This is a genomic window from Caulobacter sp. GW821-FHT11E11, assembly GCF_058808315.1.
In genome coordinates this window covers 384998-405479 of sequence record NZ_JBXARO010000005.1, presented here as the reverse complement: position 1 = coordinate 405479, position 20482 = coordinate 384998, and the positions used below count along the sequence as shown (strand labels likewise).

Sequence of the window (20482 nt, the reverse complement as noted above, 5' to 3'; positions counted from 1 at the left end):
GCTGCGTGAGCTATTGCTCTTGACGAAGCCAGCATGATGAACAATCTGAGAATGAACGTTCATTCTCAAGCGGGCTGGACATAGGTGCGGTACTGGCGCAAGTCAACCTCTGCACCCCACAGCTTGGGCTGACCTAACGGAAATGTAATGCCGACCGGGATTTTCAATGCCTGACGAGACACATTCGAGCCGTCCGTCGCCAGAATCGCGCCGTCAGCAGATTTTGGACGCCGCGTGCGAACGCGTGAGGCAGTCGGGCTTCCATGGCGCCAGCATGGCGGACATCGCCAAGGCCGCCGGTCTCAGCGTCGGGCAGATCTACCGCTACTTCGAGAACAAGGAAGCGATCATCGCCGCCATCGTCGCCCAGGACCTGGCCGAGATGCGCGACAAGTTCGCCGAGATGGAAAGCCGCCCGGGCACCCTGGGCGACGCCATCGACGAGCACCTGCCCGAAGGCGTCGACAAGTGCTTCGATCCGCGCCGCGCGGCCCTGGCCCTCGAGGTCGTGGCCGAGGCGGCCCGCAATCCCAAGGTCGCCGCCATCGTCCGCGAGGCCGACCAGCAGGAGCGGTCCCTGGCCCGCACCATGATGGAACGCGACCGCAAGCCCGAGTGGAGCGAGGAAGAGTTCCAGGCCCGCTGCGAGACCATCGGCCTGATCTTCGACGGCCTGCTGATGCGCGCCGTCAACCATCCCGACCTCAACCGCGAGGCTCTGACGGCGGTCCTGCGCTCGACCATCCGGCACCTGCTGAACTAAGGATTGTGGCGGAAATTCGCCAATGAATTCATAGCTTAAGCATGGATTTTCGCGACGTCCGGTCGCATGGCGGAGGGCCATTAACCCCTCCATATCTGCCGGCCATTGGTTCAACGGCAGAAAGTCACCCATGACCGCATCGATCACGAAGACGTCCGCCGCCCTGCGCTGCGCCCTGGGTCTGACGGTTGTCTTCGCGCCGATGGTGGTGGCGGCCATGGAGCGGCCGGTCTCGCGCCAGCCGACCCGGCTGCCGATCGTCAAGCTGCTGGCCAGCATCGCGCCGGCCAAGGCGACGCCGCCGGTCATGGAGCTGGTCTGGAAGGGCGCCGACATCGACGGCGACGGGGCCAGCGACTTCGCCAATCCCACGGGCTCGGCCCCGCGCGGCCATGACGACTTCGGCGACGGCGAGTTCGGCGCCCGCCGCGACGGCGGAACCCGCGCCCACGAGGGCGTCGACTACGTCGCTCAGGCTGGCCAGGCCGTGCATGCCCCGATGTCGGGCTATGTCACCAAGATCGGCTACGCCTATGCCGGCGACACCGACCTGAAGTTCGTCGAGATCACCAATCCTGCCCTCGGCTATGCCGCCCGCGCCTTCTACGTGACGCCGGGCGTCGAGCTGGGCACGAGCGTCCGGCTGGGCGACACGATCGGCAAGGTCGAGAGCCTGCAGGGCCACTATCCCGGCATCACCAACCACGTGCACCTGGAGATCCTGGCCCCCGGCGGCGACCGCGTGAATGCGGCGGCGCTGATCACCCCGACGATGATGGCCAAGGCCGAGACCGGCGACACCGCCGCCGATTGATCGCGCGGCCCGATCGCGGTCTATCCTAGCGATCACTTGCAAGTGAATATCACATGCAATACTCGAAGCGCTCCGAAATTGGGTGGAGCGATCGATGTCCGGGACAACTTCTTCAAGGCTTGCGTGGGCGCGATCGGCGTCGGTGCTGACGCTGATGCTGGCGCTGCCTGCTGTGGCTTCGGCGCAGGAAGTCGCTGCCGCCGAGGACAAGGTCGCGGTCGATGAGCTGCTGGTCTACGGGCGCGGCGCGACCAAGAACGCGGCGGCCACCGGCCTGAACCTGACGCCGCGCGAGACGCCCCAGTCCCTCAGCATCATCACCCGCGAGCAGATCCAGGACCAGGCCGCCGCCAAGGTCACAGACGTGCTGGCCTACACCACCGGCGTCTCGGTGAAGGCCGTCGACCGGGGCCGCAACGGCCTGTCGGCGCGCGGCTTCGAGATCACCAACTTCCAGCTGGACGGCGTGCCGTTCGAGACCGGCAATATCGGCCTGGAAGAGACCAGCACCGCGATCTACGAGCGGGTCGAGGTGGTGCGCGGCGCGACCGGCCTGATGCAGGGCGCCGGCGAGCCCTCGGCCTCGATCAACCTGGTGCGCAAGCACGCCACCGCCCGCGAGCTGTCGGGCGAGCTGACGCTGGAGGCCGGGTCGTGGAAGCGCTTCTCGGGCACGGCGGACGTGTCGGCCCCGCTGACCCGCGACGGCGCCGTGCGCGGCCGCTTCGTCGCCGAGGTGTATGACGAGGAAGGCTTCATCGACCTGGAGGCCAACAAGGGCTTCACCCTGTACGGCGTGATCGACGCCGACCTCGGCGACCGCACGCGCTTCAGCGTCGGCGTCAGCCACCAGCGCGACGAGCGCAGCGGCGCCCTGTGGGGCCAGCTGCCCTATTGGTACAGCAACGGCGTGCGCACCAACTGGCCGCGCTCGCAGACCAGCGCCGCCAAGTGGAACCAGTGGGACACCACCGAGCAGGCCGCCTTCATCACGATCGAGCATTCCCTGAACGATCGCTGGTCCATCCGGGGCGACGCCGCCTATCACCGCCAGAAGGAAGACTCCAAGCTGCTCTGGATGTGGGGCGACCTGGACGAGAAGACCGGCGTCGGCATGAGCGCCTGGCCCTACTGGTACAAGACCGCCCCCAAGCAGTGGAACCTGAACCTCACCGTCAAGGGGACCTACGACCTGTTCGGCCGCGAGCACGAGCTGGTGCTGGGCGCGATGTACAACCGCCTGTCCACCGGCTGGACCAACCAGGATCCCGTCTCGACCGTGCCGGACTCGGGCGACTTCCGCCTGTGGGACGGCAGCTATCCGGAACCGACCTGGGGGCCGCGCTACGATATGTCGGGCCTGGGAACCACCAAGCAGGGCGCCGTCTATGGCGCGACCCGCCTGCAGCTGGCCGACCGCCTGAAGCTGATCGCCGGCGCGCGTCTCAGCTACTGGAAGCGTGACGAGGAGCTGGCGACCTATACGCCGGTGCCCTTCACCCTCAAGCAGACCAATGTCGTCACGCCCTATGTCGGCCTGATCTACGACTTCACGCCGAACTTGTCGGCCTATGCCAGCTACACCAGCATCTTCGATCCGCAGACCTACAAGGACCGCACCGGCAAGTACCTGGACCCGCTGGAAGGCGACAACTACGAGGCCGGTCTGAAGGCCGACTTCATGGACGGCCGCCTGCGGGCCTCGACCGCGATCTTCCGCGTCGAGCAGAACAACTTCCCGGTCGTCGACGACGGCTTCTTCGTGCCCGGCACCATCGATCCGGCCTATCGCGCCGCCCAGGGCACGGTGTCCAAGGGCTACGAGGTCGAGGTCCAGGGCCAGGTCACGGACGGTTGGGACGTCAGCATGGGCTGGAGCCAGTTCACGGCCAAGGACGCCGACGGCGTCAACGTCCAGGCCCACCACCCGCGCCGGGTCTTCCGCCTGTCGACCAAGTACGAACTGCCGGGCGCCCTGGAGCGCATCAGTGTCGGCGGGTCGCTGCGCTGGGAAAGCCGGCCGCCGCAGACCGGCGTGAATCCCGGCACCGGCAAGACCGAGCCCGTCGGCCAGCCGGCCTATGTGCTCGTCAACCTGATGGGGCAGTACAAGGTCACGGACCGCACCACGGTGCAGCTCAACGTCGATAACGTGTTCGACAAGACCTACTACAGCAACAACGTCTGGTTCGCGGGCTTCGTCTATGGCGAGCCGCGCCGGGCGCGCGTGACCCTGCGCCACGCGTTCTGAGGGTGAAGGCGGCTGCAGCCTCTAAGGCAGCAGCCGCCGCCCCAACTCCGGCACAGCCGCCGCTAGCGCCTTGGCCACGATGGCCGAGAAGACGTCCGCGCCTTCCGCTCCGACGTGGGTGTAGTCGAAGACCGGCTTGAAGCTGTCCATGGCCGAGGGCGGCGTCGGCGGCGCGGCCGGCGGACGGGGCGGGACCACGGCGCCGGGGATGGCCGGTTCGTAGAAGGCCGCGCCGGTGGTGGTGCCGGACTTGGCGGCGGCTGCGACCTCGGCCGGCGGCGGGGCTTCACCCAGCTTCAACGCCTCGACCGGGCCCATGGCCTGGACGGCGTCCTTCGACAGCTTGTGCAGGTCGACCAGCGGCGTCTTCGTCTCGGCCGCCACCTTGCGGATCGCGTCGGCCCAGGGGGCGAGGTCGTCATGGACCTGGCCGTCCTTGAACTGGCGGCGGATCAGCGGGGTGACCAGCACCGGCGTCGCGCCGGCCGCGCGGGCCTCGTCGACGAAGCGCTTGATGTTGACCGGGAACTCGGTGACGAGATCGGTCGAGCGCTCGGGCCGGCCCGGCTGGTCGTTGTGGCCCAGCTGGATCAGGACATAGGTCTTGGCGAAGCCGCCCGACGTCATCTCCTTCAGGGCCAGGGCCCAGGAGCCTTCCTCGCGATAGGTCCGGGTCGAGCGCCCGCCGCGTCCCAGGTTCACGCAGGCGACGGTCGAGCTGACGTGCTTGGCGCAGAAGCTGCCGCCCCAGCCGCTGTTCACGGCCGTGGTCGAGTCGCCCACGAGGACGATCTTCGGGGCCTTGAACATCGGCTCAGGCGTCTGGGCTTGAGCCGCGAACGGCGCCGCGATCAGCGCCGCCGCGAGGAGGGCGCCGCGCATCAGTCGAGCGCCCGGTACTTGAAGTTCTTGAACCGCGCCGAGCCCTTGCCCGCCGCGTACAGGCCCGGCTTCAGCATCAGGAAACCGCCGCGCACATTATGGTGGTAGCCGCTGACTTCCATGCCGCGGTCGAACCGCTTCCAGGTCTTGCCGCCGTCGCCGCTGGTGTGGAAGCTGACGATGTGCCGGGTGTTGATCAGCTTCATCAGCATCTTCGACCCGTGCGGGTTCGCAGGGCGCCCGCGCTCGATGCCGTACTGGTGGGTGACGAAGTTCTTCGCGTCGAAGCCCAGGCCGCAATAGAGCTGGCGGTCGTAGAACAGGATCAGGCCGGCGCGGGTGTCGGGATCGATGTCGATCTCGCACTCGATCTCATAGGCTTGGTCGCCATTGACGAAGATCAGCGGTGCGCCGCTGGACGGGGCCTCGCCCGCGCCCTTCAGGGTCATGACGCCGTTGGCGCGGCTCAGGCGCTGGTGCTCGCCCGGCTTGGGATCGAAGAAGTTCCACTGCACGCCGTACTTGTCGGTCGAGAAGTCGTCCGACAGCGCCATGCCGTGCGGGCCGGCCTTGCCGCCCTTGGGTTTCTTGATGGGCTGGGACAGGTCGCCGCCGCCTACGTCGAACCAGCCGTCGGCGGTCCAGGTGACCGGGGCCAGCAGGGTCTGGCGGCCCAGGGTGTAATAGCCGTTCTCGTAGCCGTGATAGACGGTCCACCAGTCGCCGGGCGTGGGCCCCTCGACCAGCGTGGCGTGGCCGCGCGACCACCACTTCTCGCTGTTGTCGACGGTGCGCACGAGCGGGTTGCGCGGATGGTCTTCCCACGGGCCGGCCAAGGACTTCGAACGCGCCACGATGACCATGTGGCCGGTCGGCGGACCCGCCGTGCCGCCCACGGCGGTGATCATGTAGAAGTACTCGCCGCGCTTCATGACCTTGGGGCCTTCGGGCGAGAAGCCCTCGACGTCCCAGGTGTCGGGATAGCGCCACGGATTGTAGACGTGCTCGGCCGCGCCGACCGTCGACAGGCCGTCGGGCGCCAGCTTGATGCGGTCGCCGCCCGACAGGAACAGCCAGCGCTCGCCCTTCTCGTCGACGATGTGGCCGGGGTCGATGTAGCGGGGAAGCTTGAGATCGACCGGCTCGGACCACGGGCCCTCGATCTTGTCGGCCCAGATCACGTAGCTGGTGTTGTTGTTGGGCATCTTGGCCGGCAGGTAGATGTAGTAGCGGCCCTTGTGCTTGCAGATCTCGGGCGCCCAGATCGAGCCGACATTGGTCTTCAGCGTCGTGGTGACCGGCGTCCAGTTCACCAGGTCCCTGGAGTGCCAGATCAGCAGGCCCGGATAGGCGTCGAACGACGAGTGGGTCATGTAGTAGTCGTCGCCGTCCTTCAGGATCGACGGGTCTGGGTGGTCGCCGGCCAAGATCGGGTTCAGGAACGTGCCGTCGCCCAGGTCGGCCTTGCGCTGGCCCTCGACGCCCTTGACCCAGGTCGGACCCGTGGTCGCCTTGGCGGGCAGCAGGCCCATCTGGCCCGTTCCTGCCATTGAGGCGGCTTCGCTGGTGGCGGGAATGGCGGCCAGGCCGGCGCCGGTCAGCAGCGAGCCCAGCGCGCCGCGACGATTGATATCGACCATGGGGTATTCCTCCCGACGAGTACTTTGGTTGCCGTCACTTAGCGGCAAGCGCGTCGCGCTGTCCACCGGTGTCATGCTTTGTTGCAATTGATTTCTATGACGTTTTTCCAAGGCGTCACAAAGGGCCGTAACAACGATGCGGCCCGGAAAATCCGCACAAAAAAACGCCCGGAGGATGACCCCGGGCGTTCGTTTTGTCGTCGGTGACGGCGAGCCTTAGCCCTCCATCGCCTCCAGTTCCTTGCCACGGGTTTCGTGGATCAGCTTCTGGACCAGGAAGAACGAGACCACGGCGCTGGCGGCATAGAAGCCGTAGGTCGCCGCCAGGCTCAGCTTGGCCATGGCCGGGAAGCTGAACGAGATGGCGAAGTTGGCCATCCACTGGGCGAAGCCGGCGACGGCCAGGGCCGAACCGCGCATCTGGTTGGGGAACATCTCGCCCAGCATGACCCACATGACCGGACCCCAGGAGAGGTTGAAGAAGATCACGTACAGGTTGGCGGCGATCAGGGCGATCGGGCCGACGCTGGCGTCCAGGTGCAGGGCGCCGTTGACCGTGGTGGCGGTCGAGAAGCACCAGGTCAGGACGCCCAGGGTCACGGCCATGCCGGCCGAGCCGATCAGCAGCAGGGGCTTGCGGCCGATGCGGTCGATCAGGGCGATGGCGGCCAGGCAGGCGATGATCGACAGCGCGCCCGACAGGATGTTGATCTTCAGGCTGTCGTCCTCGGTGAAGCCCACCGACTGCCACAGCACCGAGCCGTAGTAGAAGACGATGTTGATGCCGACGAACTGCTGGAAGATGGCCAGCACTAGACCGGCCCACAGGATCGGGCGGATCTTCTTGGTGGTCGGGTCCAGCAGGTCGGAGAATTTCGGCTTGTGGTCGGCGTTCAGCGAGGCGCGGATCTCGGCGACCTTGGCGGCGCCGGCGCCGGCGCCGAACAGGCGCGAGAGGACCTTTTCAGCCTCGGCTTCCTTGCCCTTGGCGACCAGGTAGCGCGGGCTTTCCGGGATGCCCAGCAGGCACACCAGGAACACGCCCGCCGGGATGACCTGCATCCAGAACATCCAGCGCCAGGCGGGCAGGCCCAGCCAGAACTCGGCGGTCGAGCTGCCGGCGGTGTGGGCCAGGATGTAGTTGGCCAGGAACGCGCCGGTCAGGCCGGTGATGATCATGATCTGCTGCACGGACGACAGGCGGCCGCGGATGTTCGCGGGCGTGACTTCCGAGATGTAGACGGGGCACAGCACCGAGGCCGCGCCGACGCCCAGGCCGCCGATCAGGCGGAAGATGACGAAGATCGTCGAGGTGTGGGCCGCGCCGGTGCCCAGCGCGCTGATGATGAACAGGATGGCCGAGATGATCATCACCGTGCGGCGGCCCCACACGTCGGCCAGGCGGCCGGCGGCGAAAGCGCCAATCGCGCAGCCGATCAGGATGGCGGCCACGTTCAGGCCGGTGCCGAATTCGGTGAGCTTGAAGGCGCTGTTCAGGCCTTCCTGCGTGCCGTTGATGACGCCGCTGTCATAGCCGAACATGAAGCCGCCGATCGTGGCGACGGCGACGATGCCGGCGACGAAGGCCATGTTGACCTTGCCCCCATCGGCGCTCATGCCGGCGCTCGGGCCAGCGTTGGAAACTGAAGCCACAGGTGTCCTCCCCGTTGGGCCTGTGCGGCCCGTTTGATGCCCTACGGTCCTTGTCGGACCCTGGTTGCCGGCGACATTAGTGTTACCGGTATCAGCGCGCAAGCGGAGGTTCTTAGGGCCTCCTGAAGCGCACGAGACTCACCCCTGCAGGTCCTTCGATAGCAGGTTCCGCTACGTCGGGGAGTAGGACGCGCGAGGCCGAACATTGCGGAAAAGATATTTGTCTCGCGGCCGGAAGCGGGGCCTAAGTGCGAGACGTTCAACTTTACACATGTACATTTTGTAATGATACCGGTGTCGCCTCTGACGCCGGTTCCGCTTCCTGGGGGACTATCCGTGCGTCTGAAGCTCGCTCTCTTCGCCGCCGCGACGGCGCTGCTGCCGGTCGTGGCGCACGCTCAGGCCACGCCTGCGCCTGCGACACAAGCCGCGCCCAAGAAGGACGCCTCCACCGCCGTCGAGGCCGTCACGATCACCTCGGACTCGACCGCCACCCGCACCTCGATCGACAGCCGCAGCTACAGCGTCACCAACGACCTGTCGGCCAAGACCGGCTCGATCGCCGACGCCCTGCGCAACGTGCCCTCGGTCGAGGTCGACGTGCGCGGCAATGTCAGCCTGCGCGGGGACGCCAACGTCACGATCATGATCGACGGCAAGCCCAGCAACCAGTTCACCGGCGAGGGCAAGGGCGACGCCCTGATGTCGATGCCGGCCGACCAGATCGACCGCGTCGAGGTGATGACCAATCCGTCGGCCGCCTTCCGTCCGGACGGCTCGGCCGGGATCATCAACCTGGTCACCAAGAAGACCATGAAGCCGGGCACCAACGGCACCTTCCGCTTCAATGTCGACACCCAGGGCCGCCACAACGGCGGCGTCAGCGCTACGCGCCGCAACGGCAAGCTGACCCTGTCGGGCGACGCCGGCTATCGCCACGACACCCAGGACGCCCGCCAGCTGATCCAGCGCGAGACGCTGGACACCGCCAGCGGTCGTTTCCTGCCCAGCACCCAGGACGCCGACGTCGACAACACCGGCGGCATGGTCAATCTGCGCGGCGGCGCCGACTACGACATCGACAAGCAGAACCGCATCAGCGGCGAGGTTCGCTATCGCCGCATCGCCTTCGACAGCGACATCCACGAGACCTATTCGGCCCAGAACGCCGCCGGCGCGACGGCCCGCGCCTATGTCCGCGACCTGGACGGCGAGATGACCCGCGACAACGCCGCGGTCAGCGCAGACTGGCGCCGGCAGCTGAAGGGCGCCGACCACCTGCTGACCTCGCACCTCGAGTACGAGGTCACCGACTTCCAGCGCGACTTCGACGCCCGCACCGCCAACACGCCGGGCGGCACGGTCTATGAGCATGTCGGCCTGGGCGTCGACCAGGAGCGGGTCAACTGGAAGCTGGACTACACCAAGCCGCTGCCCAAGAACGTCAAGCTGAAGACCGGCCTCGACTTCGAGCTGGCCAGCAACGACTTCACCAATTTCGGGGCCAGCGGCGCCAGCGCGGGCGGCCTGGTGACCGATCCGGCCCGCACCAACCGCTACCTGTACGACCAGGACGTCTATGCGGCCTACGTCACCTACGAGCGGCCGTTCGGCGACTTCACCGTCCAGGGCGGCCTGCGGGCCGAGCAGGTCCAGATCGACCTGAACGACGTCACCCACGCGGTGAAGGCCGACAATAGCTACTTCAAGGTCTATCCGACCCTGCACACCGGCTATCGCCTCAGCGACAGCCAGAACCTCAGCGCCAGCTTCAGCCGCCGCGTCCAGCGGCCGGGCGCTCAGGACCTGCATCCGTATCGGGTCTATATCGACCCGTTCAACTACCGGCAGGGCAACCCGAACCTGAAGCCCCAGATCACCGACTCGTTCGAGCTGGGCTGGCAGTACCGCAAGGGGCCGACGACCTACCTGGCCACGGCCTATTTCCGCGACGCCAAGGACGGGGTGACCGACGTCGTCAGCAACCTGGGCAACGGCGTCTTCCTGACCACCCGCGAGAACCTGGGCAAGAGCCGCAGCGGCGGCGTCGAGCTTGTCGCCAACGGCCGGCTGACCAAGACCCTGACCTACAACCTCTCGGGCAACGCCTTCTGGAACGAGATCGACGCGGCCAACCTGGGCTTTTCGGGCAACCGCTCGGGCACGACCCTGTCGGGCCGCGCCAACCTGAACTGGCAGGCCACGCCCAAGGACTTCTTCCAGGCCAATGTCTTCAGCTCGGGCAAGCGCATCACCCCGCAGGGCTATCGCGAACCGTTCAAGATGCTGAACCTGGGTTATCGCCGGAAGGTCAACGACAAGCTCTCGGTCGTGGTCACCGCCCAGGACGCGGCCAACTGGTTCCAGGACGTGGTGGTCACCGAGACCCCGACCCTGCGCGACCGCACCCGCCGCAGCGCCAATGTCCGCTCGGTGTTCTTCGGCTTCAGCTACGCCTTCGGTGGCGGCAAGGCGCGGCCCGAGCAGTTCGACTTCAGCGCGGGCGGGCCGGGTTAGGTCAGCCGCTTTTCGTAACGCCAGACCTCGAGCGGGAACAAACCCGCCGAGGTCTCGGTGGGCACGACCTCGGTCCGCGCCAGGCTCCAGCCGCTCTTCTCGTAGAACCGCGCCGCGCGGGCGTTGCCGATGGCGCAGGCCAGCCAGGGCGTGGTGATCCCCAGGTCCAGCAGCCGCGCCTCGGCGTCGGCCATCAGGGCGGCGGCCGCGCCCGTGCCGCGCGCCTCGCCTGCCAGGTAGAACTGGTTCAGCTCGTCGGCCTTGATGAAGTGGAAACCCAGCGGCGCGCCGACGGGACCGAGCACCCGGACGCGAGGCAAGGCTGCGGCCATGCGGTCGGTGAAGCTCTCGAGGGTGCGCAGGGCGACCAGGGCCTCGGGGACCAGCGTCAGGTGGGCGTCGCGCCAGCCCTGGCGCCAGAGGCGGGCCAGGGCGTCTAGTTCGGAAGGTTCGGCGGGACGGAGGTCCATGGCGTCACTCTGTGGAGGCGTTCCTCCGCCTGGGTAGCGCGTTCGGCGGCGTACCGCGACTGGAACAGCTCGTCCTCGGCGCGGTCCGCCCAGGCCGAGGGCTGGGCCAGCTGCTTCTCGTAGCGCCAGACCTTGAGCGGATACCAGCCGGCGGGGATCTCGGTCGGGATGGTCTGGGCGCGCGCCAGGGTCCAGCCGACCTTCTGGCAGAAGCGCGCGGCGCGGGCGTTGCCGATCGGGCAGGCCAGCCAGGGCGTGGTGATCCTGGCGGCCAGCAGGCGTTCCTCGGCGTCGACCGCCAGCATGGTGGCGATCCCCGCGCCCCGGTATTCCTCGTCGACATAGAGCTGGTTCAGCTCGTCGTCCTTGATCAGGTGGAAGCCGAGCGGCGCGCCGACCGGTCCCAGCGTGCGCACATGGGGCAGGGCCAGGGCCATGCGGTCGATGAAGCTGTCCAGGGTGCGCCGGGCGACCAGGGCCTTGGGCGCCAGCGACAGGTGGGCATCCCGCCAGCCTTGCCACCAGAGGCGGGCCAAGGGGGCCAGATCCGCGGCCTGGGCGATACGAACGCTCATCTGTCCGCCTCCACGGAGGGATGGGCGGCGGCTGTCTTGCGGAAGGCGGCGCGGATCAGTTTGAAGGTCAGAACCGTCAGGGCGGCGATCGCGGCGGGGATCAGGGCCAGAAGCCAGACCACCACGACGAGAGACAGCTGCAGCGCCGTCGTCACGACCACGAGGGTCAGCGATTCTCGACGTTCAACAGGGGCTCGGGTCACCGACAACATGCTGTCCGCACTACAAAAAACAGCCCCCGATACCGCAAACATAGCTCTGTTTTGAGTTTCAACCTAGGAGAGAATTTTACAATTGACTGCAGGTTTTTTAGGGAATTCTTAAGGGTCTTTATGTGGTCAGGCTTGTTTACTTTCAGGTTTTCGGCACTGAACGCCAGGCGGACAGCACGGCCTCCACCGTGATCTCGCCGTCGCGGTCGGTGGTCGCGGCCGAGGACACCGAAACCCGCATCACCCAGCGGCCCCGCCAGGTCGCCGCGCCGATGAAGGCGATGGCGTCGGCCTGGATGCGCTCGACCGTGGCCAATGTGGCGGCGTCATCGTCGCCGAAGCGGACCATGAACTGGTTCAGCACCACCTCGCAGACCAGTTCCACGCCGGGCTCGGCGGCCAGGGCGGCGGCCATGGACTGGGCGATGCGGCAGCCGCGCTCGACCAGCTCGGCGATGCCGCTGCGACCGTACTGGCGGAGCATGGCCCAGGTCCCCAGGCCGCGCGCCCGCCGCGACAGCTCCGGCACATAGGCCGAGGGCTCGCGGTCAGCCCCTTGGGCCGGCGGGAGATAGCTGGCCGAGATGGCCATGGCCCGGCGGTGAGCCTCCTGGTCGCGGACGATGGCGAAGCCGCAGTCATAGGGCGTCTGCAGCCACTTGTGGCCGTCGGTGGCCCAGCTGTCGGCCTGGTCGACGCCAATGAGCTGGTCGGCGCGGTTGGGCGTGGCGCGGCCCCACAGGCCAAAGGCACCGTCGACATGCAGCCAGGCGCCGGCGGCCTTGGCCATGGGCGCGATCTGATCGAACGAGTCACTGGCCCCGGTGTTGATCTGGCCGGCCTGGGCGATGGCGATGACCGGGCCCCCATTCGTTTCTTTGGCGCCCTGCTTGATGGCCCGCTCGAAGGCGGCGGGCAGCATGCGGCCCAGGGTGTCGGTCTCGACCGTCGTCACCCGCTTGGCGCCCAGGCCCAGATACTTGAGGCCCGAGAAGACGGTGGCGTGGGCGTCAGCGCCGATCAGCACCCGCACCGGCGGCGCGCCGATCAGGCCGTCGGCCTCGACGTCCCAGCCGACGCGGGCCAGCACCTCCGACCGTGCGGCGGCCAGGCAGACGAAGTTGGCGACCGTGGCGCCGGTCACGTAGCCGACCGAGGCCTCGCGCGGCAGGTCCAGGATCTCCAGCAGCCAGTTGGCCGCCACCGTCTCGATTGCCGCGGCGGCCGGGGCCGAGGTCAGGTTGCCGACGTTCTGGCCCCAGGCCGAGGCCAGCCAGTCGGCGGCCACGCCGGTCGGGTGCGAGTTGCCGATCACCCAGCCGAAGAAGCGCGGCCCGGTCGCGGCCCGGACGCCCGGCGTGGCGCGCGTGATCAGGTCCTCGATGATCGCGGCCGGTGCGCCCGGACCCTCGGGCAGGGCTTCGTCGAAGGCCGCCATCATCTCGCGATAGGTCGCCACGGGATGGGTCTCGGCCGCGGCCACCCCACGTCGATAGGTGATGGCCTCGCGCGCGGCCGCTTCCATGGCCGCGAGGCCGTCTTCCAGTTCCTGCGATGTCATGGACCCTCCGTTCACCATGAGGCGGTCCACAGGCCAAGCGGTCAAGCTGCCATGCTCTGGCCCAATTGAGGCTCGACCCTGGGTTCAGTCTCTCGAGTTTGAGTATGTCCGACCAGAACCGAAATCTTTCCGTCCGCCGCTACGGCGATCGCTGGGCCGTGGCGGTCGGCGACGAGGTCGTGCTGGTCTCGCGCTCGAAGCAGGATGCGGAGTCGGTCCTGGCGATCGCCAACGACGTGCTCGAGGAGAGCGGCATCAACTCCGAGCGGCGGTCTTTCGCGGAGGAGTAAGAAAAAAGCCCCGGAGCGATCCGGGGCTTTCTCTTTTAGTGGTTATGCCGGGGAAGCTTGGACGCCAGGTCCTGGTACTTCACGGCGAACTCCAGGACCCCGCCGGTTTCCAGCTGGCCCGTATGGGCGCGGTAGATTTCCTGCCAGGGGGTCATGGTCTCCGGTACGGCCGGGATGCCTTCCTTGCGGCGCTCGGCGATCGTCGCGTCGTCCACCAGCGCGTCGCAGCGGCCGGTGTTGATGTCGATGCGGATCGTATCGCCGGTGCGCAGCCACGACAGGCCGCCGCCGATGGCGCTTTCGGGCGAGGCGTTGAGGATCGAGGGGCTGTCGGCGGTGCCCGACTGACGGCCGTCGCCCAGCGTCGGCAGGGACATGATGCCCTTCTTCAGCAGGTGGTCCGGCGGCTGCATGTTGACCACCTCGGCCGAGCCCGGCCAGCCGATCGGACCGGCGCCGCGGATCACCAGGATGCAGCTCTCGTCGATGTTCAGCGCCGGGTCGTTGATCCGGTGGTGATAGTCGTCCGAGCCGTCGAACACGATGGCGCGGGCCTCGAACACGCCCTCGTGGCCCGGCTGGGACAGATAGCGCTCGCGGAAGTCGGCGCCGATGACGCTGGCCTTCATGATCGCGAAGTCGAACAGGTTGCCCTTCAGCACCAGGAAGCCGGCCTTTTCGGCCAGCGGCTCGGCGTAGGGGAAGATCACCTCGCGGTCGCCGGTTTCGCGGCCCTCGAGGTTCTCGGCCATGGTCTTGCCGGTGACGGTCAGCACGTCGCCGTGCAGGCGGCCCTGCTGCAGCAGTTCCCACAGCACGGCGGGGGCGCCGCCGGCGCGGTGGAAGCGCTCGCCCAGATACTTGCCGGCCGGCTGCATGTTGACGATCAGCGGAATGTCGTAGGCCGCGCGCCAGTCGTCGGCGGTGACTTCGAGCCCGGCGTGACGCGCCATGGCCGCGATGTGCGGCTGGGCGTTGGTCGAGCCGCCGGCCGCCGCCACCAGGGCGATGGCGTTCTCGAAGGCCTTCTTCGTCAGGATGTCCTTGGGCTTGATGTCCTCATAGGCCAGGTCGACGATCCGCTGGCCCGTGCGATAGGCCATCTGGCCGCGCTCGCGGTAGGGGGCCGGGATGGCCGCGCAGCCCGTCAGCGACAGGCCCAGGGCCTCGGCGACCGCGTTCATGGTCGAGGCGGTGCCCATGGTGTTGCAGTGGCCGGCCGAGGGGGCCGAGGAGGCCGCCCGGTCGATGAACTCGGCCTCGGTGATCTCGCCGGCGGCCAGCTTGCGGCGCGAACGCCAGATCACGGTGCCCGAGCCGACCAGCTCGTTCTCGTGCCAGCCGTCCAGCATCGGACCGCCCGACAGCACGATGGCCGGGATGTTGACCGTGGTGGCGGCCATGATGCCGGCCGGGGTGGTCTTGTCGCAGCCGGTGGTCAGGACCACGGCGTCGATCGGATAGCCGTGCAGGGTCTCGACGAGACCGAGATACGAGAGGTTCCGGTCCAGCGCCGCCGTCGGGCGACGGCAGTTCTCGAAGATCGGGTGGACCGGGAACTCCATGGGAATGCCGCCGGCGTCGCGGATCCCGTCGCGCACCCGCGTCACCAGATCGAGGTGAATGCGGTTGCACGGCGAGATGTCGCTGCCGGTCTGGGCGATGCCGATGATCGGCTTGCCGCTGCGCAACTCCTCCGGCGTGATCCCGTAGTTCATGAAGCGCTCCAGATAGAGCGCCGTCATGTCGATGTGGTCGGGGTTATCGAACCAATCGCGGGACCGGAACCGGCGGGGCGTGCGATCAGGCAAGGCGAACCTCGTATTGCGGCTGGCCCGCGACATCGACCTGGATCGCGAACAGACCACCCGCCAGCGGATACTGGGCCAGGGTCTCGTCGCTCAGGCCCTTGCGGGCGGTGGTGAAGAACAGGGTTTTCAGGTCGGGCCCGCCGAAGCAGACCTTGGTGACGTTGGGGGCCGGCATCTCGACGCGCGCGACCATCTCGCCGGTCGGCGAGACGCGGATGGCGCCGAAGCCGCCCCACAGGGCCACCCACAGATAGCCTTGGGCGTCGACGACCGTGCCGTCCGGATAGACGTCCTTGCTGATCTTGATGTTCACGAAGCGGCGCTTGTTCGACAGCGTGCCGTCTTCGGCCAGATCATAGGCCCAGATGACGTTTTCCAGGGTGTCGGTGTGGTAGAAGATCTTGCCGTCGGGCGAGACGCACGGGCCGTTGGTGATGCAGATGTCCTTGTCCATCCGCGCCACGCCGGTCGCGTCCATGCGATAGAGCGAGCCGCTCTTGTTTTCCTCGCCGTCGTGCATCGTGCCGAACCACAGGCGGCCCTGGGCGTCGACCGTGGCGTCGTTGGGACGGTTGTTCAGCGCCGCGTCCTCGACCTCGATCACCTTCTCGAAGCCGCTCACGGGGTGGAAGCGATGGATGCCGCTCTTCAGGCCGACGATGAAGCTGTTGCGCTCGCCCAGCGGGGCCAGGAAGGTGACCTGCTCGGGCGCGTCAAAGCTGACCGTTTCGCCGTTGAGGCTGTAGCGGTGGATCTTGTGGCCCTTGATGTCCACGAACCACAGGGCGTCGCCGTACCAGATAGGGCCTTCGCCCAGGGTGGCCTTCAGATCCCAAACGCAGGTGGCGGCGCTCATGCTCGCATAGTCTCCGTAAAACCGGTGTTGGCCGTTCGATAGGACGGGGAGGGCTTCCAGGGAAGTCCTCCTTTCGTCGAACGGCCTTTCCGGCCAGCGCCTGGGCCAGCTAGCGCCAGCCCGCGTCGATCCAGTACTCGTGACCGGTGCACAGCGCCGCGTCGTCGGACGCCAGGAACAGCACCAGCGAGGCGACGTTCTCAGGCACCAGGCGGCCCTTCAGGCACTGGGCCTTGACGATCTCGGCCTCGCCTTCCGGCGTGTACCACTTCTCCTGACGCTTGGTCTTGACGTTGCCCGGCACCACGCAGGTGACACGGATGTCGTCGGGACCCAGCTCCCGGGCCAGGGCGCGGGTCATGCCCTCGATGCCGGCCTTGGCGGTTTCGTAGAGGACCAGGTCTTCCAGGCCCAGGTGCCAGCTGATCGAACCGAAGTTGATCACCGCGCCGCCGCCACGCTTAGCCATGCCCGGCGCGACGGCCTGGGTGCAGAACAGCATGTGGCGCAGGTTGACGTTGATCCTCTCGTCCCAATAGGCGCCGGTGACGTCGCCCAGCTTGTGGCGGTCGTCATTGCCGGCGTTGTTGACCAGCACGTCGACGTCGCCGATCTCGGCGAACACCGCCTTGATGGCGTCCAGGTTCAGCAGGTCGCAGCGCTTGTAGACCGGCGGGATGGCCGAGCCCGAGAGCTCGGCTTCCAGCGCCTTGGAGTCCTCGTCGGCGATGTCGAGGAAGATCACTTCCGCGCCCTGGCGGGCGAAGCCGGCGGTCAGGCCGGCGCCGATCCCCGAGCCGCCGCCGGTGATGACGACGCGCTTGCCCTTAAGGCTGGGGTAGATGGCTGACGACATGCTGCTTACGACCACGAGTAGGAGGTTTTGGTCTGGGTGAAGAACTCGACCGCCGCGAAGCCCTGTTCACGGGCGCCGTAGCTGGAGCTCTTCGTGCCGCCGAACGGCACGTGGTAGTCGACGCCGGCGGTGGCCAGGTTGACCATGGTCATGCCGGCCTTGGCGTGGCGCTGGAAGTGGCGCGCGTACTTCAGCGAGGTGGTGGCGAGGCCGGCCGACAGGCCGAACTCGACGCCGTTGGCGATCTCCAGGGCTTCCTCGTACGAGCCGACGCGGATGGTCGAGGCGACGGGGCCGAAGACCTCCTCGTTGTTGATCCGCATGCCGGCTTGCGTGTCGGCGATCAGGGTCGGCTGCACGTACCAGCCCGGATTGTCGAGCTTCAGGCGATCGCCGCCGGTGACCAGGCGGCCGCCTTCGCCCTTGGCGATGTCGATGTACTTGTAGCTCGTCTCCATCTGGTCTTCGGAGACGGCCGGGCCGATCTGGGTGTTGGGGTCCAGAGCATCGCCGACGCGCAGGGCGGCGACCTTCTCGGCCAGCAGGGCCACGAACTTGTCGTGGATGCCGTCCTGGACGATCAGGCGCGAGCTGGCGGTGCAGCGCTGGCCGGTGGCGAAGAACGAGCCGTCCAGGGCGATGGCGACGGCGCGTTCCAGGTCGGCGTCGTCCAGGATGATCAGCGGGTTCTTGCCGCCCATCTCCAGCTGCACGCGGGCCTGGCGGGCCACGGCGGCGGCGGCGACCTGCGCGCCCACGCCCTGCGAGCCGGTGAACGAGACGCCGTCGACGTCCTTGTGCTTGATCAGGGCGTCGCCCATCGCGCCACGGCCGAACAGCATGTTGAACACGCCGGCCGGCGCGCCGCTTTCCTGGAAGATGTCAGCCAGGACGTTGGCCGTCGCAGGCGTCGGGCCGGCCGGCTTGATCACCACGGTGTTGCCGAAGGCCAGGGCCGGAGCCGCCTTCCAGGCCGGGATGGCGATCGGGAAGTTCCAGGGGGTGACCAGCGCGAACACGCCGACGGCCTGGCGATAGGTCTGGACCTCGACGCCCGGACGGGTCGATTCCAGGTTCTGGCCGTGGCGGCGCAGGGCCTCGCCGGCGAAGTACTTGAAGATGCGGCCGGCGCGGACGGTCTCGCCGATGCCTTCGGCGACCGTCTTGCCTTCTTCGCGGGCCAGCAGCTTACCGATGTCGGCGCTGCGGGCGATGATGGTGCTGCCGACCTTGTCCAGCAGGTCCGAGCGGACTTCCGGCGAGGCTTCCGACCATGAGGGAAAGGCTTTCTTGGCCGCGTCGACGGCGGCGTCGACCTCGGCCGAACCGCCGTTCGGAACCTGGGCGACGACGTCGTTGGTGTTCGACGGGTTCAGGCTCTGGGTCGGGGCGTCCGAAGCGACGCGTTCGCCGCCGATATAGTGGCGCAGGGTGTCGGTCATCGCGGGATCTTTCGGATTAGAGGAGGCCGCGGCCGGCCAGGTTGCGGATCAGGGCCGAGATGCCGAACGTCCACGGCTGGGCCTTGTCGCAGGTGGTGACTTCGTTCTCGAGCACGCCCAGCTTGGGGGTCGAGACGCGGACGCGATCGCCGACCTTGTGGGTGAAGCCCTGGCCGGGCGCGTCCCGGTCCTGGATCGGGGCGAACATGGTGCCCAGGAACAGGGCGAAGCCGTCCGGATACTGATGCTGCTTGCCGAAGGCCTGACCGGCCAGCACGGCCGGATCACGGCTGATCAGGCTCATGTTGCTGTGGCCATCCAGCACGAAGTTGTCGCGGCCGGTGATCTTCAGCTCGACCTCGGCCGAGCGGACGTCGTCCAGCGCGAAGGTGTCGTCGAACAGGCGGAAGAACGGGCCGATCGCGCACGAGGCGTTGTTGTCCTTGGCCTTGCTCAGCAGCAGGGCCGAGCGGCCTTCGAAGTCGCGCAGGTTGACGTCGTTGCCCAGCGAGGCGCCACGGATCTGGCCCGAACCGTCGCACAGCAGCACGACTTCCGGCTCGGGGTTGTTCCAGTGGCTGTCATAACGGACGCCGACATGGTCGCCCCAGCCCATCGAGGACAGGGTCGGGCCCTTGGTGAAGATCTCGGCGTCGGGGCCGATGGCGACCTCCAGGTATTGCGACCACAGGCCGTCCTTGATCAGGGTCTGCTTCAGACGCTCGGCGCCCTCCGAGCCCGGGTTCACGCTGCGCAGGTCGCCGCCCATGCTTTCGGACAGCTGCTCGCGGATCTTCAGGGCGGCGGCGGCGTCGCCGCGCGCGCGTTCCTCGATCACCCGTTCCAGGGTCGAGACGGCGAAGGTCACGCCGGCGGCCTTCAGGCACTGCAGGTCGACGGGGGCCAAGAGCTTCACGGCCGCCTGGCCATCGGCGTCTTCCCACACGGGGCGGATGTCGAGGGCTTCCAGCGGACCCTTGTCCTCGCCGCGCGGGATCGCGACGCCGGGGGCAAAGGCGTTCATCAGGTCGGCGACGGTGGGGGCGATCTTGGAGACATCCTCGACGCGGCCGCCGCGCACCAGCACGGGCGTCGGGCCATCGCCGAAGTCGATACGACCCAGCAGAGTCGCGTCTTTCCAGTCTTCCGGAAGGAATTCACTCACGCCCACGGCGTCGTCTCCCCTTTGTTCGAGCGTCTCAAGCCTGCCGAACCCTATCGGCGGCGCTCGTTCGTCAAATGCTTGGTAGCGCTAACATGTCGAGGCCGCAAGCACGTTGTCTGACCAATTTGATTATCACCCTCTCCCCTGGGAGTGCGTTGGTCAGGCCGCGAAGATGAAACTTGCCGGGATGGGCAGCACGTTCTGCGGAAAGTCCGTCACCAACGACCTGATGAGCGGCTCGGAGGTCGCCAGGAACATTAGAGGGGTGTCGTCGCGAAACCGGATGTACCAGCGGCTGTCCGACGGAAAGATCTCGATCTCCTCGGCAAGCCGCGCCCGCATTGCCGGCAGGGCGCCCGTGCATGGCGATGTTTCGAGGATGGGCTGGTCCCTGCCGGGTATGTGAAGGCGGAGGTGAACCGATGTCGCCTCGTCCGTCGTCAGAGCCCCCCAGAACGCTTCGGGCGGATCGCGGGGCTCGCTCTCGATAAAGGCGCCCGAGGCGCGCGCCTCGGTGATGGCGTCGAACGGCGAGGCCGTCGCCGTCGCGGCCTGGAGACCGGCAAAATCTCGGACCAAAATCCCGTTCAGCTCCGCACTCCAGAGGAGCGCCGCATATCGAAACACCGCGTTTCTCGGCAGTATATCAGCGACGGGTGTTTTTCGTCTGGCCGCGCTGTCTGTGAACTCGAAGGCGGCGTAGGGATTCATCGCGAGAGGGTGT

The 20482-nt window shown here is 67.5% G+C and carries 17 protein-coding genes and 1 pseudogene; 5 read left to right on the top strand and 13 right to left on the bottom strand.

The window, feature by feature from the left end:
* Window positions 1-166 precede the first annotated feature (166 nt).
* The 3 genes from AC1RR5_RS15185 (at window position 167) to AC1RR5_RS15175 (ending at window position 3828) form a co-directional block, all read left to right on the top strand.
* The gene (locus AC1RR5_RS15185; protein WP_492922518.1) at window positions 167-763 is read left to right on the top strand and encodes a TetR/AcrR family transcriptional regulator; all 597 of its coding nucleotides are present in this window, start codon (window positions 167-169) and stop codon (window positions 761-763) included.
* Between the two features lie 130 nt (window positions 764-893).
* Window positions 894-1577 carry a M23 family metallopeptidase gene (locus AC1RR5_RS15180; RefSeq protein ID WP_492922516.1) on the top strand — a complete coding sequence of 228 codons (684 nt, stop codon included), beginning with the start codon at window positions 894-896 and terminating at the stop codon, window positions 1575-1577.
* 142 nt (window positions 1578-1719) lie between these two features.
* A complete protein-coding gene (locus AC1RR5_RS15175; protein WP_492922514.1) occupies window positions 1720-3828 on the top strand; it encodes a TonB-dependent siderophore receptor in 2109 nt (702 codons plus the stop codon).
* Between the two features lie 21 nt (window positions 3829-3849).
* Here the strand turns inward: AC1RR5_RS15175 and AC1RR5_RS15170 are convergent, their stop codons facing one another.
* The 3 genes from AC1RR5_RS15170 to AC1RR5_RS15160 all read right to left on the bottom strand — a co-directional run bounded on the left by AC1RR5_RS15170 (window position 3850) and on the right by AC1RR5_RS15160 (window position 8003).
* Entirely contained in the window at window positions 3850-4710 is an 861-nt protein-coding gene (locus tag AC1RR5_RS15170) for a rhamnogalacturonan acetylesterase (RefSeq protein ID WP_492922512.1), read from the bottom strand.
* Window positions 4710-6350: a family 43 glycosylhydrolase gene (locus AC1RR5_RS15165; protein WP_492922511.1), complete on the bottom strand. Its 1641-nt coding sequence runs from the start codon at window positions 6348-6350 to the stop codon at window positions 4710-4712. The genes AC1RR5_RS15170 and AC1RR5_RS15165 overlap by 1 nt, the downstream gene beginning before the upstream one ends.
* A gap of 216 nt (window positions 6351-6566) precedes the next feature.
* On the bottom strand, window positions 6567-8003 hold the full coding sequence (locus tag AC1RR5_RS15160; protein WP_492922509.1) for a sugar porter family MFS transporter: 1437 nt from the start codon (window positions 8001-8003) through the stop codon (window positions 6567-6569).
* 336 nt (window positions 8004-8339) lie between these two features.
* Between AC1RR5_RS15160 and AC1RR5_RS15155 the strand changes: the two genes are divergently transcribed.
* Window positions 8340-10520 carry a TonB-dependent receptor domain-containing protein gene (locus tag AC1RR5_RS15155; RefSeq protein ID WP_492922507.1) on the top strand — a complete coding sequence of 727 codons (2181 nt, stop codon included), beginning with the start codon at window positions 8340-8342 and terminating at the stop codon, window positions 10518-10520.
* Here AC1RR5_RS15155 and AC1RR5_RS15150 read toward each other — a convergent pair.
* The 4 genes and pseudogenes from AC1RR5_RS15150 to AC1RR5_RS15135 form a co-directional block, all read right to left on the bottom strand.
* Window positions 10517-10984 (bottom strand): annotated as a pseudogene (locus AC1RR5_RS15150) (GNAT family N-acetyltransferase); the annotation flags it as partial. The gene AC1RR5_RS15155 and the pseudogene AC1RR5_RS15150 sit on opposite strands and share 4 nt — an antisense overlap.
* Window positions 10957-11427 (bottom strand): GNAT family N-acetyltransferase, encoded by a 471-nt coding sequence (locus AC1RR5_RS15145; protein WP_492922660.1) that lies wholly within the window; start codon window positions 11425-11427, stop codon window positions 10957-10959. The pseudogene AC1RR5_RS15150 and the gene AC1RR5_RS15145, both read right to left, overlap by 28 nt.
* A gap of 134 nt (window positions 11428-11561) precedes the next feature.
* A complete protein-coding gene (locus AC1RR5_RS15140; RefSeq protein ID WP_492922505.1) occupies window positions 11562-11777 on the bottom strand; it encodes a hypothetical protein in 216 nt (71 codons plus the stop codon).
* A 142-nt stretch (window positions 11778-11919) separates the two neighbouring features.
* On the bottom strand, window positions 11920-13338 hold the full coding sequence (locus AC1RR5_RS15135) for a pyridoxal phosphate-dependent decarboxylase family protein (RefSeq protein WP_492922503.1): 1419 nt from the start codon (window positions 13336-13338) through the stop codon (window positions 11920-11922).
* Between the two features lie 104 nt (window positions 13339-13442).
* Between AC1RR5_RS15135 and AC1RR5_RS15130 the strand changes: the two genes are divergently transcribed.
* Window positions 13443-13628 carry a hypothetical protein gene (locus tag AC1RR5_RS15130; protein ID WP_492922501.1) on the top strand — a complete coding sequence of 62 codons (186 nt, stop codon included), beginning with the start codon at window positions 13443-13445 and terminating at the stop codon, window positions 13626-13628.
* Window positions 13629-13663: 35 nt separating this feature from the next.
* Here AC1RR5_RS15130 and xylD read toward each other — a convergent pair whose 3' ends face one another.
* The 6 genes from xylD to AC1RR5_RS15100 form a co-directional block, all read right to left on the bottom strand.
* Window positions 13664-15439: a xylonate dehydratase XylD gene (gene xylD / locus AC1RR5_RS15125; protein ID WP_492922499.1), complete on the bottom strand. Its 1776-nt coding sequence runs from the start codon at window positions 15437-15439 to the stop codon at window positions 13664-13666.
* Complete coding sequence (gene xylC, locus AC1RR5_RS15120) at window positions 15432-16295, bottom strand: D-xylonolactone lactonase (RefSeq protein WP_492922497.1); 864 nt, start codon at window positions 16293-16295, stop codon at window positions 15432-15434. Before xylC ends, xylD begins: the two co-directional genes overlap by 8 nt.
* A 109-nt stretch (window positions 16296-16404) precedes the next feature.
* Window positions 16405-17151: a D-xylose 1-dehydrogenase gene (xylB, locus tag AC1RR5_RS15115; RefSeq protein WP_492922495.1), complete on the bottom strand. Its 747-nt coding sequence runs from the start codon at window positions 17149-17151 to the stop codon at window positions 16405-16407.
* A 5-nt stretch (window positions 17152-17156) separates the two neighbouring features.
* Window positions 17157-18593, bottom strand: coding sequence for an aldehyde dehydrogenase family protein (locus AC1RR5_RS15110; protein WP_492922493.1), 1437 nt, complete (start codon window positions 18591-18593; stop codon window positions 17157-17159).
* Window positions 18594-18609: 16 nt separating this feature from the next.
* Window positions 18610-19764, bottom strand: coding sequence for a fumarylacetoacetate hydrolase family protein (locus AC1RR5_RS15105; RefSeq protein WP_492922491.1), 1155 nt, complete (start codon window positions 19762-19764; stop codon window positions 18610-18612).
* A gap of 153 nt (window positions 19765-19917) precedes the next feature.
* Window positions 19918-20469 (bottom strand): hypothetical protein, encoded by a 552-nt coding sequence (locus AC1RR5_RS15100; RefSeq protein ID WP_492922489.1) that lies wholly within the window; start codon window positions 20467-20469, stop codon window positions 19918-19920.
* Window positions 20470-20482: the final 13 nt, after the last annotated feature.

Bases quoted from the DNA above. Each gene is read 5' to 3' on its own strand.
- AC1RR5_RS15185 (WP_492922518.1), top strand. From the start codon at position 167: ATGCCTGACGAGACACATTCGAGCCGTCCGTCGCCAGAATCGCGCCGT.
- AC1RR5_RS15180 (WP_492922516.1), top strand. From the start codon at position 894: ATGACCGCATCGATCACGAAGACGTCCGCCGCCCTGCGCTGCGCCCTG.
- AC1RR5_RS15170 (WP_492922512.1), bottom strand. From the start codon at position 4,710: ATGCGCGGCGCCCTCCTCGCGGCGGCGCTGATCGCGGCGCCGTTCGCG.
- AC1RR5_RS15165 (WP_492922511.1), bottom strand. From the start codon at position 6,350: ATGGTCGATATCAATCGTCGCGGCGCGCTGGGCTCGCTGCTGACCGGC.
- AC1RR5_RS15145 (WP_492922660.1), bottom strand. From the start codon at position 11,427: ATGGCCCTGGCCCTGCCCCATGTGCGCACGCTGGGACCGGTCGGCGCG.
- AC1RR5_RS15140 (WP_492922505.1), bottom strand. From the start codon at position 11,777: ATGTTGTCGGTGACCCGAGCCCCTGTTGAACGTCGAGAATCGCTGACC.
- AC1RR5_RS15135 (WP_492922503.1), bottom strand. From the start codon at position 13,338: ATGACATCGCAGGAACTGGAAGACGGCCTCGCGGCCATGGAAGCGGCC.
- AC1RR5_RS15130 (WP_492922501.1), top strand. From the start codon at position 13,443: ATGTCCGACCAGAACCGAAATCTTTCCGTCCGCCGCTACGGCGATCGC.
- xylC (WP_492922497.1), bottom strand. From the start codon at position 16,295: ATGAGCGCCGCCACCTGCGTTTGGGATCTGAAGGCCACCCTGGGCGAA.
- xylB (WP_492922495.1), bottom strand. From the start codon at position 17,151: ATGTCGTCAGCCATCTACCCCAGCCTTAAGGGCAAGCGCGTCGTCATC.
- AC1RR5_RS15110 (WP_492922493.1), bottom strand. From the start codon at position 18,593: ATGACCGACACCCTGCGCCACTATATCGGCGGCGAACGCGTCGCTTCG.
- AC1RR5_RS15100 (WP_492922489.1), bottom strand. From the start codon at position 20,469: ATGAATCCCTACGCCGCCTTCGAGTTCACAGACAGCGCGGCCAGACGA.